Raw genomic sequence first — 12,977 nt, 5'->3', positions numbered from 1 at the left:
CGTTATGGATGGAAGTAGAGGAACTGAACATCAGAAACCGAGAATAGCCGCTCGCGCTGTAAAACCACGTGCGCACCGCCCCCTTGCCCCTGTAGCCAGCGAGAATAAAGCCCCTCGAGTATGGCACAAAATGCATTGCACCAGCGCACGCGGCGCGCATCATCGCGGCTTACCGGCAGCGCGCGATGGCGCAGGCGCAGGCCTTCCTCGCCGACATCCACGCTAACGACGCCCCACTGAAAGCGGCTGAGCAGTTGATTGATATTGGCCTCCAGCTGCCCCACCGTCTCAGACTCCGGCAGCGGGTAGCTATCCGCCAGGGTTTCCCCCATCTGGCGTAAAAATGGCTGGCTCTCCAGCTCACCGGCGTTGTTCAGCATCCCGTCAACCATAATGAGCAGCAGATCAAACCATCCGGCGGGCGTTTGCTGCTGTTGAAACCAGGCCATGACTTCCGCGTTGTTTTTCTCCGTCATGATCAGTTATCTCCCAACATATAGCGGATATAGAGACCGGCGGTGCTCTCGTTGTAATCACCGAAGGTGTCGTAGCCAATCTGGCCGCCCAGCGTCATCTGTTTGTTCACCTTGTAATCCGCCCCGGCGCGCAGCGTATAGCCAATGCCGCTCTTCGAGGTCGCTGAATAGTAAGCCTCTTTGGCAAAACCATTGGCCACCGCAGTCTCCAGGGTCTGTTGCCACTCGGAATTCGTCGGGAAGTAGGCGCTCTTATCCTGGCTGTAAGATTGATAACCCACCGAGCCGCCAAGCTTCATCGTCCAGTTGTCATACTTCTCCGTCAGGTTGACCGGCAGCGAAACGCTCACGTAGTTTTGCGGGCTGAAGTAGCCCCCTTGACCATAGGTGAAGTAGCTCAGGTTCTTCGAGTAATCCATGTAGCTCATACTCAGACCGGCCTGCAGCTGACGATATTCGTCATGGTAAGGGCGTAAATAAACTCCGGCATTGGCGTTGATGCTGGTGTTGCTGGCCACGTCGCTACCAATGTAGCTGTAGCCCCCGCCGCCGACGTAGAAACCGGCATCGCCATCGTCATAGCTCAGCTGCAGGGTGCCGCCGTTCTTCGTCACCTGCCCCCAGGTTTTCCCGGAGTAAGAATCTTTCAGGCCCACGTAGGAGAGCAGGCTGTCGGTCAGTGAACGGCGTTCACCGGTGAAGATCAATGACAGATAGTTGGTCAGCTTCGGCGACCACTTCACGCCGCCCACCACGGTGTTGAGATCCTGGCCCAGCGGCGTACTGCCGATGTCCACACGATAATCATCGCCGCTCAAGGCCAGGGCCAATTCAACGCCATTTGCCTTCTGCGAATCCGTTGAACCGCTGGCCTGATCGACATTCGGTTTCAGACTCGATGAGGCAAGATAGCTGGCCACTTTGCCAGAATCATAGGCTCCCAGTTTCGCCAGATTCTCCATCCCGCTACTGGTCGTTGCGTTGAAATCAGACGGATCCAGCGTCCCCAGGGAGCTCAAGGCTGCCGCGCCTGGGTTACTCGCGAAATAGGCAAGGCGCTCCGCTTCGGTCATCGCCGCAATCGCCGCCTGTTCACTGGTGGCGGTGGATACCATGTTCGATACCGCGTTGGAGAGCGGGTTCGAGCCGTAGCGCCGCCAGGCGTCGCCGCTGGCGGTACCGGCGTTAAGCGAAATCGGCGTCACGGTAAAATCAAAACGCGAGTCGCCAAACGGTGATGAAGACCAGGTCAGCGGCGTTTTCATCTCGGTCAGCTTACTGGTCCCGGATTCGCCGTCGCGCCCGCGCACTTCCATACCGCCCTGGAGCCAGGTGCCGGTTTTATCCTGTAACGACTCCATCATGGTATCGACCTGGCGCAGCATGCGGGTTTGCGCGGTCTCCACCGGGAGGTCGGGACGCTGGATGCCGGGCAACGTGGTTCCGCCGCCTGTCGATACCTGAGAAACCTGCCACGGCATATACTGCCCGTAGGTTGAAGCCGTTCGCGTGGTGGTTGGTGTCCGGGAGACACCCACAAACGGGTTATCCGCCGCCAGCACGCCGCCAACGGTCGGCGTCTGTGCGCTGTTGCTGCTCTGCAGTCCCAGCAGTTTGCCACGCGCACTTCGCAGATACGTCATCGCCTGCTGATGATGCCCCTGCGATTCTGCAACGCGTGCCAACAGCAGTAAACGATCCGGGGTGTTATCCTGGCGCAGCCCGCCGGCCAGCTGTTCCGCCCGGTCGTTATCGCCAGCCGATAGTGCAACGTCGATGGCACCGGTGCGCGCCGCCTGATCCGGCGTATCGCGGGTCATCAGGTAGTCATAGACCACGCCGGCTTCTTTGTTCATTTTGCCGCTCTGATAGAGACGCGCCATCGCGAACATCAGATCGGTATTTTGCGGGTCGCTTTGCATCGCCCCCATCAGCTTGTCATAGGCTGCGGCGTAGTTGCCCTGCTCCCGCAGTCGGTCGGCTTCGTTGATCACGTAACCATTGCGGATACTGGCCAGCTGCGTTGGGGTACTGCTTGCCTGAAGCTGCGGGTTGGTTAGCAGCGCCTGTGCTTCGTTCGTCAGACCCGCCTGATTGAGAACCGACACCTGATCGGCGTAATCACCGGCATTTCCCGTGATCCCACCGCTGATATTGTTACGCACCAGCGTAACCGCCGTGGAAACATCGCCGCTCTGCGCCAGCAATCGCGCCAGCTTGCCCACGTCAGCCGGTGATTTTGGCGGCGTCGATGACAGCGCTTTTAAGGTATTCGCTGCCGCCACGCTGTTGCCCTGGGCGAGATAGTTTTGCGCGGTCGCCAGCTGCAGGTTGTAGTTCACCCGTTGGCGCAGGTCTCGCATCTGGCTGGTCTGGCTGGCCGCGGGGATCCGCCCGAGCAGCGTCTGCGCCTGCTGCCAGCCGCCGTTCTCACTGGCGAACAGCGCAGCGGCGTACAGCGAATTACTGCTGGCGCCGGGACGATACGCGGCTGCCATCGTGGATGCCGCTTCGCTGTCATTACCTGATTTTTGTAACAATCGGGCTAAATCGAGACGCATCCAGGCATCGTCCGGGTAGCGAGAGACGCCCTGGCGCAGCGTCGCAATGGCGCCGTTAACGTTGCCGCTGTTGGCCTGCTCCTGCGCCTGCCGACGTAGTGAATCGCCCGGCATACCGGTCACGATTCGCGGCTGCAGTTTTTGCTGCAAATTCTCCGGCAGCGTACGCAGCATCGCCTGCGCTTCCGCCGTTTTATTTTGCTCACGCAGAACGTAGTAGAGGTTTTCACGCGCCGGACCATTTTGCGGCTGATCGTTGAGCAACGAACGCAGCGTTTGCTCCGCCTGAGGAAGATCTTTGTTATGGCGAAGCACATCGGCACGGAACAGTTTGGCCGATGCCCCGCGCGTTCCGCTCTGCTGAGCCAGCGGAGCAGAAAGCGCCAGCGCCTGGCTAATATTGCCCTGCTTGTAAGCCTGCTGCGCCTGAGCCAGCTGGCCGTAGAATAACGCATCCGCCGCCTGCTGACGTCGCGCCGCCGAATCATTGCCACCAAGATCCGCCGCCCGGCTGAGATACTGCGACGCGGCCTGGAAGTCACCGTTACGTTGGGCGATATACCCCATCCCGGCCAGCGCGTCCGCGTCCTGCGGGTTGGTTTGCAGCACTTGCTCAAACTGCTGTTTCGCCGCGGTAGTATTACCGCTATTGAGGTTAACAAACCCCTGTCCGCGCGCCTGGCCGCTGATGCGCGTGCGGTAGTAATTCTGTACTTCGGTATCCTGCGGATGACGCTGCATCCAGGTATCGTAAAACGCCTGGTCTCCTGCCTGCGGCCCCAGCCACAGCAGCGCCTGACGCAGGCCGCTGTCGGCATCTTTACTGCCGCTGGCCATGGATTCCAGCATTGAAATCCCTTCCCTGCGGGTATCTTCCCGCCAGGTCAGCGCCTTACCCAGCGCCACGCGCGGGGCGTTCTCCTGCGGATGCTGTGCCACGTACTGGCGCAGTTCATCGACCGCCTGTGGATAGAGCGTTTTGTCGCTGGCCATCGTCATGTAGTATTCACCGGCCAACCCCGGTGGCGGGGTATTGCCATTGAACATGCTGCGCCAGGTCGTCAGCGCCGCCGGAATATTGCCGCTACGCGCCTGCTGTCTTGCCAGGCTGAGCTGCCCCTGCGGTACCTGAGCCATTTTTTTGGCGTTATCCAGCTCCTGTAAATTCGGGCTGCCTGGCGAGGTCTTTGCCAGCCGCGCCCGCCACTGGGCCGCCGTCTGAAGATCGCCGCCCTGCTGCGCCCAGAGCGCCATCAGATACATGGCCTGAGTGTTGTTGGCATCGACCAGCAGAACTTTCTGCAGTGATTCCATCGCCAGCTCATCGTGCGATTTTTCATGCCAGTAATTGGCCTGGGCAAACAGCGCCTGCAGTGCGGCATCATTCCCCGCGGCGACGGCATCCCCGAACGCCCCTATGGTCAACGCGCCTGACAGACAAAATGTGGATAATCTGCGGGTCGCCCTGCTCTTCATTGTAATGGCTCGTTTCATTGGCTATCCCCCGAACTCAGACGCTTGCGTGCATGGCGTTTAAACATGGCGGTGAGCGCCAGGCCGATGACCGTTGTGGCAAGCAGCCCCAACAGCGCGAGCAGACCGGAGTGCTGGTTGGCATACCAGACGGCCATCATGTACCACGGCATCTGCCCGCTCGGGAATGGCGTACTCACCTGGAAGCTGCGCACGCCATTGTCACTGGTGATAACCGCCGTATCGCCACGGATACCGGCGTTAATATGCGGGGAATCAAGGTCGCTTTTCAGTCTCGCAAGCTGATCGTCGTTGCTGGCCATCGCCACCACCACCGTCCGCTGTGGGTTCCACGGCGAGCGATAGCTAATAAAGCCGCGCCAGGCGGTGCTGGAGGAGAGGTAGCGATCGGCGTCAACGCTGGCGGATGTCCAGTCGCCGGTTATCCAGCGCTGAACTTTTGAACCCAATCCTGACTCACGGACTCCCAGCTGGTTATCCGCTGGGTAATAGGGCGAATCCTCTAACAGGCGTTGGTTAAACGTTTTCTGATCGAGAGCACTGACCGCCAGCACATCACGATCGCGCAGGTACTGCATGCCTGCACCACCGCTGGGAACGCCTAACACTACCCGGTTGTTCGCCAGCGCCGTGCCGGTCGCGTTGCCCGAGCGAGCGGCCAGGTTTAACAGGGTGGCGACCTGCGTTTCCGACGGTTTTTCCGCCAGCAGCAGCGTGGTTTGCGAATAGTCCGCCAGCCGTGAGAACGGGAACGATGCCCCGACGAAATAGGAAAGATTCGGCAACAGGGAGAAGTGTCGCGTATTGCTCAAATCAATCCATGAATCATCGGTAATCCGGCTCTTGATGTTGTTATTGAGCACCACCGAGCAGGGGGCGTTTTCTTTCGGCGCCACGTTGAAATAGAGCGACAGCTGGTTATCCCCGTAGATCAGATACGGCGCCAGCGGAATGGTAAACCGCTCCTGACGCGCATCTCCTCCCAGGTGACGCCATAATTTCTCCAGCGGCCCCTGCTTGTTCAGCGGCAGGTTGTGCAGGAAGGTATTATTGAGCGTCACGCTTAATAACGACTGATCCTCATTAATCCAGCTTTCCGACGGGAAACGATAGCCAATCTGCAGGGGGATGGTTTCCCCATCCCACAAATAGAGGTCCGGCGCCGCGCGGAAGGCCACGCGCAGCGGTTCGTGCCAGACGCCGTTCACGGTCATGCTCTGGTCTTTACGCAGCAGCTCGCTAATTTTTACCGGTCGATCGGTCGGGATCCAGCGCGGGGCATCGTACGGTTTACCGACCGGGATCGCCTGCGGATCCACGCTCAGGCTCGCGGTCTGTGGCGCAATATTGCCACGGGTCAGCCGCCAGGCCGCCGCACGCAGCGCCGCATCATTTTGCCCGACGATCAGCAGCAGTTTGTAGGTGGGGTTACCCGGGTTATCGATAATCTGCAGCAGCGGTTTATCGGTTTGCGGCAGCGTTAACCCACCGACCTGGTCACCCGGATGGCCGATAATAATGCCGTGACGCTCCGGTAAACGGTCGCGCAGCGCGCTAAAGGCAATACCGCGATAATCCGCCTGAATACCCAGCCATGACGAGATCAGCGCTGCGGCACTAAACACATCGGCGCCCGATTTATCCGGGTAGGCCACCGCGATGTCCGCCGGGGTCATCTGCATGCTGTCAAAGAACGGACGCGGGAAGTGGCTTAAATCATTGCTGAGATTCAGCGGCTGGCTTTCCCAGTTAAAGCGCGAGGCCGGTAAAATGGTGATGCCCGACGTGTCATGCGTATTGAGCTGGCACTGCATGTTGTCGCCATCATTCACTTTAAAGCTCAGGTTGTTGCTGGAAACCATCAGCGCCGCCGGAATATCCAGCTGATAGTGCGAAATATCCGCGCCGTCCGTGCCCAGCGGCACCGTGCCCAAAGGCTGACCGTTGAGCATCAATTGCAGCGTGGCGTTGCGCGCGGCCATTTCTGGCGATACCTGAACATCCAGCATCAGTTCAGCATGGGTAACAACCTGGTCTGAAGGCAGGGTAAAATCCGCGCCGCCCTGCTGCTGCCCGCCGCTGAGAATAATGCCATCCGGCATGCCCATCTGTGACAGATTGAGGCTACCCCCGACCACCGGGGTCAGCGGTGCAACATCCGGCGTTGCCGTATTAACCGGTGGAGGTAATACGGGCAGCGAAGCCGCCGGTTCTGCCGCCGTGGGTTCTGATGGCTCAGGCGATGCCGACGCTTCAGGCGTCGTGGGTGCTTCTGATGACTCTGGCGTCGCCGTGGGTGCCGCTCCCGCCGTCGACACCGATGCTGATTCATCAACGGCGGTACTGCCCGTCGCCGCACCTTGCAGCGGGAAATTCAGCGGTGCCGAACGATCGGCTGACGCTTCTTCGCCGTGCAGCGCAGGCACGGAAAACATGCCGGCCAGGAGCGCAAGCGTGGTTAATCGCTTCATAGTTGGCCATCCTCCTGCGCGGTATTCGCAACAGGTTTTTGCCGACGACGGCTGCCGCGTGTTTTCCAGCTCAGCCAGAACAGTTCAAATACGCAGCGTAAGATGGTCACGAAAGAACGGAACGGGTTATCCTGCGGACGCGGCGGGTTAATCCATGCATCGGCACGCGCCAGCACCACTCGCACCAGTTCACGGCGCAGAGAGAGAGGAATGTTTTCATCAAACTTGAGGCGAATAAAGTTCTCATCAGCCGTTACCTGCTCGGCCGGAATACAAATGGCGCCGGATTGCAGAATCAGTTCAATCTCTTCGATAGCATCCTGCAGATGGCGGTCGTCCGGGACAGCAATACGGCACCCGCCCATCGACAGGTCTGCGGTATGACTACGTGATACAACGCCGCTGGCATAGTGAATCAACACCGGAATATTTACGTCAATACGGATAGTTTTTCGCACCTGACGAGTTTCCCGCGCAACGGCAATCGCCGCCAGCAGGAAGATCAGGCTGTAGAGCCCCCAGCCGACGTTCAGCGCGATAACGTTAGGGTCCGAGCCGAAATAGTCATGCCCGATGGCGCGGACGATACCGACAATCACACCGACCCCCAGCAAACATGCCACCACCAGATGCGGCCTGACGACGGTAAAGTCGAAGTAGCCCACATCCAGCAGTCCCCCTTTGTCGGTCACGTTGAATTTCCCACGTTTCGGGAAAATCATCGTCACCAGCGTCGGCAGCACCAGATGGAATGCCAGAACGATGTCATAGATTTCCCCCCAGAAGCTGTAACGATAGCGACCGTTCATTCGGGAGCCGACATAGATCGCGAGGAACAGATGCGGGAGCGCATACGAGACAATCAGGCTCGCCGAGGAGTAGATAATATTCAGGTTAAACAGCAAATAGGCCAACGGTGCGGTGACAAACACCACCCGCGGCAGGGCAAACTGGTAGTAAAGCATGGCGCTGAGGTAGCACAGGCGCTGTTGGAAAGTCAGCCCGCGGCCCAATAGCGGGTTATCGAGGCGGAAAATTTGCGTCATCCCACGCGCCCAGCGGGTTCGCTGGATCACGTGAACCACTAAACGTTCGGTGGCTAAACCCGCAGCCAGTGGGATATCGAGGAACGATGATTTCCAGCCAAGACGCTGAAACTTAAGCGCGGTGTGCGCATCTTCGGTCACAGTTTCAACCGCAAAGCCGCCAATATCGTCCAGCGCTTTACGCCGAATCACCGCACAGGAGCCGCAGAAGAAGGTCGCATTCCAGTTATCGTTGCCCTGCTGAATCGGGCCATAGAACAGCATCCCTTCATTGGGAATATTGCGGCCAACGGAGAGGTTACGTTCAAATGGATCCGGCGAATAGAAGTAGTGTGGGGTCTGCACCAGCGCCAGCATCGGATCTTTGAGGAAGCCGCCAACCGTCGCCTGCAGGAATACGCGGGTTGCCACGTGGTCACAGTCGAAGACGCAAATCAGCTCGCCCTGGGTCAGGGTCATTGCGTGGTTCAGGTTGCCCGCTTTGGCGTGTTTATTATCGTTACGGGTGATATACCCCACGCCCACATCGGCGGCGAACACCGCGAACTCACTGCGCTTGCCATCGTCCAGCAGATAAATTTTCATTTTATCCGCCGGATAATCAATGCACTGCGCTGCCAGCACGGTATCACGTACCACTTCCAGCGGTTCGTTATAGCTGGGAATATAAATATCGACCGTCGGCCACGTGCTCATGTCATCCGGTAGCGGAACAATTTCACGCTTCAGCGGCCAGACCGTTTGCAGGTAGTTCAGCAGCAGCATCACCCAGATGTAGACTTCCGCCAGAAACAGCCCCATCCCCAGCACCGTCTCGATACCGGAGTTAAAATGCAGGGTTTGCGTCAGGCGAAAATACATATAACGGGTAGACATCAGCAGCGAAGTCACGACCATAATGACCGAAATACTGCGCTTTTTGCTAAAGCCCATTAAAAACAGAATACCGATACTCAACAGGCCAAAGAGATACTGCTTTTGGCTGTCCATCGGCGTAATAATAACCAGAACGGCAATGGGCGATAGCACCAGTGCCAGCAACCAGAAAAGAGACTTTTTCATTCAGCAGCCCTGCAATAAGTTAAAGCCCTGACATGCGAGGCTGGCTGTGCACCGTGCCGTCGCCAATTTTGATACCCAACAGCGCAGAGATTTTTTTTGCAATGATTTCAATGTCAAAGGCGGCTGCAGAGGAAGAGCTAAAGTCGAGAATCGACTTCTGAGAAGCATTTGCTTCTACCACGCTTTCATCGCGATGGATAATACCCAACAGACGATCGCCCAGTTTTTCTTCCATCAGAGCGGTCACGTCGCGACTGACCTGACGACGATTATCACTCTGATTCAGCACGAAAAAGTGCCCAAGTTTGTGGTTAAGCTTACCGCCGGTTAAACGCTGCTTTTCCACATGCGCCAGCGTCGACATCGAGGCCGTATCCGCCAGCAGCGGTACCAGATGGAGATCGGCCAGCGACGTTAATGCCGTTAACGCCGGTGAAGGTCCAGGAGGCAGGTCGGCGATGATAATCAACCCTGGGTAGTTCAATAAGGCCGCCAGCCCACGGGTAAGAAAATGCGCATCACTGGCAAGGTGTTCATCGAAAGCCTGATGCTGCGCCTCGCTCACATCGCCATAGGGCAGGACAAAAATATTGCTGCCCGCGCTCAATACGCACTGGCTCCAGTCATGAAGCTCCAGCGCTTTTGCGACATAGCCGCGCTCATCGCTCAGAGGGACGCCAAAATGCAGGCGCAGCGCATTTTGCACATCAAAGTCGATAGCCAGAACTTTGCTGCCCGCGCGAGCCAACGAATAGGCCAGGTTTGCCGCGAGGGTCGTTTTTCCTACGCCGCCTTTTGGAGAACACACGCAGATCAACGGCATGTCGCAATCCTTTCTAAAAGTGATTTCAGCGGCTGATCTTTATTTTTCGCCACCGGTTCAGCGGCTTTTGCCGCAAATAAATGAGCATAACCTTCGGACGCCTGCGCAGAGGGCATCACCGGACGAGCAGCTACCGGTGGTGCTGGCGCCACGGGTGGCGCAGAGACGGGTACTGCCATCGCTGGTGCCGGAGCCATTGTCACCACTGTGGCCGCAACCGGAAGAGGCTCAGACGGAACAGAGACGGCAACAGGGGGTGGCGCGACCGGAGTCGGAACGACAGGCGATGAGACGGAAGGCGTGTGCACGGGTTCGGCTTCGGTTTCGACCCAATGAAACATATCGGTAGGAACCTGCTGCGGTATCGGCAACGATACCGATCCTCCCATGGCCAGCGAGGATTCTTTTTCTTCTCCAGGCGTGAGCTGATTGAGGATAACCCAATCTCCCTGTTCCCGGGCGGCTGCGTGTGATGAGAGGTCCTTGAAATGTAGACTTTGCGTACGAGTCTTTTCCTTGAAGCGCTGCAAATCATCATAATGGTTCATGGATAACCTCATGATTCTAAAAGCATAATATTTTAGCTGTTTTTATTTTGAAACTACGTCCTTAGAGCATAGTTTATTTTATTGTTTTTCATCAACTTAAGTTGATCGGGATGACCAACAATACAATGACTATGTATAGGGATATTGGTCAGGGTGGCGTAATTCACTGATAGTTTTGTGGTTACCCTACCATTTCTTATATGAAATGATAGCTCCATTTTTTAGGAGGTCTTTGCCCACAAAACCTGAACCCACCGCACCATTAAAAATAACCAGTTTTTTATCTCGTTAAATTTTAAATAATACGCAGAATAAATAACCATGCCGCTTGCTGGAATATATTTTAATCTTTTTATATCGTTATATAAATAGGTCAAATTGCTTATTTAAGCTAAAAAACATCAGCCAGGTACATTCTCAATGCTTTATTTTTCCCGGAGGAAGCATTGCGGCTGCTGTCGAAAGTTCTGGGCCCTTCGACAGCAGCGCGAGACATCAGGCGAGGTGTTTTTCCTGATTTTCATCCTGGTCAACGGCAAAGCAGGCCACCAGCTGCCCACCATAGTTCTTCAGCTGCGGCTGTAGCTGCGTGCACGGACCGAAGCGACGGCGACAGCGAGCATTAAAGGCGCAGCCCGGAGGCGGGTTCAGCGGGCTCGGCAGCTCGCCGGTCAGCTTAATTCGCTCGCGGCGGTCGTCCGGGTTCAGGCGTGGCGTGGCCGACAGCAGAGCCTGGGTATAGGGGTGCTGCGGGTTGTTGAAGATCTGGTCCTTCGACCCTTTCTCCACGCAGCGGCCGAGATACATGACCATCACTTCATCAGCAATATGCTCCACGACCGACAGATCGTGGGAGATGAACACGTACGACAGTCCCATATCCTGCTGAAGATCCATCATCAGGTTAAGCACCTGCGCGCGAACCGACACGTCCAGCGCGGAGACGGGTTCATCGGCAATCACCACATCCGGGTCCAGCATCAGACCACGGGCAATGGCAATACGCTGCCGCTGACCGCCGGAGAACATATGCGGATAGCGATCGTAATGTTCGGCTTTCAAGCCGACCTTCGCCATCATCGCCAGCGCTTTTTCACGGCGCTGTTCTTTGCTCAACGACGTATTGATCTGCAGCGGTTCCTCCAGAATCTGCCCCACTTTTTTACGCGGATTCAGCGAGCCGTAGGGGTTCTGGAACACAATCTGGATTTTCTGCCGGCGCAGCTTTTGCGCCGTGGCGTCAGGCTTTAATAGATCCTGGCCCTGGTAGTAAAGTTCGCCACCGGTCGGGATCTCAATCATCGTCAACAGACGACCCAGCGTCGATTTTCCGCAGCCGGACTCGCCGACCACCGCCAGCGTTTTCCCTCGTTCGAGAGTAAACGAGACGCCGTCCAGCGCTTTGACCAGGCGTTCAGGCGCAAACATCCCCTTCTTCACCGGGTAATACTTTTTCAGGTCAATGGCCTGCAACAAAAGCTGTTGCGTGGTGGCCTCATGGGTACTCATAGCGTAGGCCTCCCGGCATCATCAAGTGGGTAGTGACATTTCGACTGCCGGCTGCCGGCGACGACGTTCAGTTCTGGTTCCTCGCTTCGGCACTTATCCGTGGCGTAGGGGCAGCGCGGATTTAACAGGCAGCCGTTGGGCCGGTCATATTTACCGGGTACCACGCCAGGGAGCGACGCCAGCCGCGCTTTATCCTGGGCAAACTCAGGCAGTGCACGGAGCAGCGCCTGAGTATACGGATGGCGCGGGGCGCGGAAGATATCCTTCGCATCACCCGCTTCCACAACCTGACCGGCATACATCACAATAATTTTGTGTGCCGCTTCGACCACCAGCGCCAGATCGTGCGTGATCAGGACCAGCGCCATGTTCTCTTTTTGCTGTAAATCCAGGAGCAGTTCAATGATCTGCGCCTGAATCGTCACATCCAGCGCGGTGGTGGGTTCATCCGCGATCAGCAGCTTCGGCCGACAGGCAATCGCCATGGCGATCATCACACGTTGACTCATCCCCCCGGAAAGCTGGTGCGGATAGACATCCAGGCGCGATGCGGGGTCGGGGATACCAACCAGCGTCAGCAGATCGATCGCCCGCTGAATACGGGTTTTCTTATTTCCGCCCTGATGTGCCTTAATGGCTTCCATAATCTGGTAGCCGACGGTGTAACACGGATTGAGGCTGGTCATCGGGTCCTGGAAGATCATCGCGACTTCCGCCCCCACCAGCTGGCGGCGCTCTTTTTCCGAAATACGTTTCAGATCGCGACCGTTAAATTCCAGCTTATCCGCCATCACGCGGCCGGGATAATCAATCAACCCCATAATGGCCAGCGAGCTGACCGATTTACCGGAGCCGGACTCGCCGACAATGCCAACCACTTCACCCTGGTTAACGCTGTAGCTCACGCGGTCTACCGCGCGAAACGGTGTTCCTTCGTCGCCGAAGTGCACCGATAATTTATCAACATTCAATAACGCCATCTCGAAC

General features: G+C 57.1%; 7 protein-coding genes and 1 pseudogene. All 8 read right to left on the bottom strand.

Annotated elements, in window-relative coordinates; translation table 11 throughout:
- Window positions 1-2: 2 nt before the first annotated feature.
- The 8 genes and pseudogenes from bcsD to dppD all read right to left on the bottom strand — a co-directional run bounded on the left by bcsD (window position 3) and on the right by dppD (window position 12,970).
- Window positions 3-479, bottom strand: a complete 477-nt coding sequence (bcsD, locus tag ACMYSK_RS20545) for a cellulose biosynthesis protein BcsD (protein ID WP_434644256.1) — start codon at window positions 477-479, stop codon at window positions 3-5.
- On the bottom strand, window positions 479-4,531 hold the full coding sequence (locus ACMYSK_RS20540) for a cellulose synthase subunit BcsC-related outer membrane protein (RefSeq protein ID WP_434638241.1): 4,053 nt from the start codon (window positions 4,529-4,531) through the stop codon (window positions 479-481). Before ACMYSK_RS20540 ends, bcsD begins: the two co-directional genes overlap by 1 nt.
- On the bottom strand, window positions 4,528-7,002 hold the full coding sequence (bcsB, locus tag ACMYSK_RS20535) for a cellulose biosynthesis cyclic di-GMP-binding regulatory protein BcsB (protein WP_434638239.1): 2,475 nt from the start codon (window positions 7,000-7,002) through the stop codon (window positions 4,528-4,530). The genes ACMYSK_RS20540 and bcsB overlap by 4 nt, the downstream gene beginning before the upstream one ends.
- Window positions 6,999-9,110, bottom strand: coding sequence for a UDP-forming cellulose synthase catalytic subunit (bcsA, locus tag ACMYSK_RS20530; protein WP_434638238.1), 2,112 nt, complete (start codon window positions 9,108-9,110; stop codon window positions 6,999-7,001). Before bcsA ends, bcsB begins: the two co-directional genes overlap by 4 nt.
- A gap of 19 nt (window positions 9,111-9,129) precedes the next feature.
- Window positions 9,130-9,922 (bottom strand): annotated as a pseudogene (locus ACMYSK_RS20525) (cellulose synthase operon protein YhjQ/BcsQ).
- Window position 9,923: 1 nt separating this feature from the next.
- Entirely contained in the window at window positions 9,924-10,481 is a 558-nt protein-coding gene (gene bcsO, locus ACMYSK_RS20520; protein ID WP_434638236.1) for a cellulose biosynthesis protein BcsO, read from the bottom strand.
- A 495-nt stretch (window positions 10,482-10,976) separates the two neighbouring features.
- Window positions 10,977-11,990, bottom strand: coding sequence for a dipeptide ABC transporter ATP-binding subunit DppF (gene dppF / locus ACMYSK_RS20515; protein WP_434638234.1), 1,014 nt, complete (start codon window positions 11,988-11,990; stop codon window positions 10,977-10,979).
- Window positions 11,987-12,970 (bottom strand): dipeptide ABC transporter ATP-binding protein, encoded by a 984-nt coding sequence (gene dppD / locus ACMYSK_RS20510; RefSeq protein ID WP_434638232.1) that lies wholly within the window; start codon window positions 12,968-12,970, stop codon window positions 11,987-11,989. The genes dppF and dppD overlap by 4 nt, the downstream gene beginning before the upstream one ends.
- Between the last annotated feature and the right edge of the window lie 7 nt (window positions 12,971-12,977).

The sequence above is a fragment of the Klebsiella sp. I138 genome, assembly GCF_051131765.1.
Classification (GTDB): Bacteria; Pseudomonadota; Gammaproteobacteria; order Enterobacterales; family Enterobacteriaceae; genus Klebsiella.
This window is presented reverse-complemented; position numbering and strand designations above follow the sequence as displayed.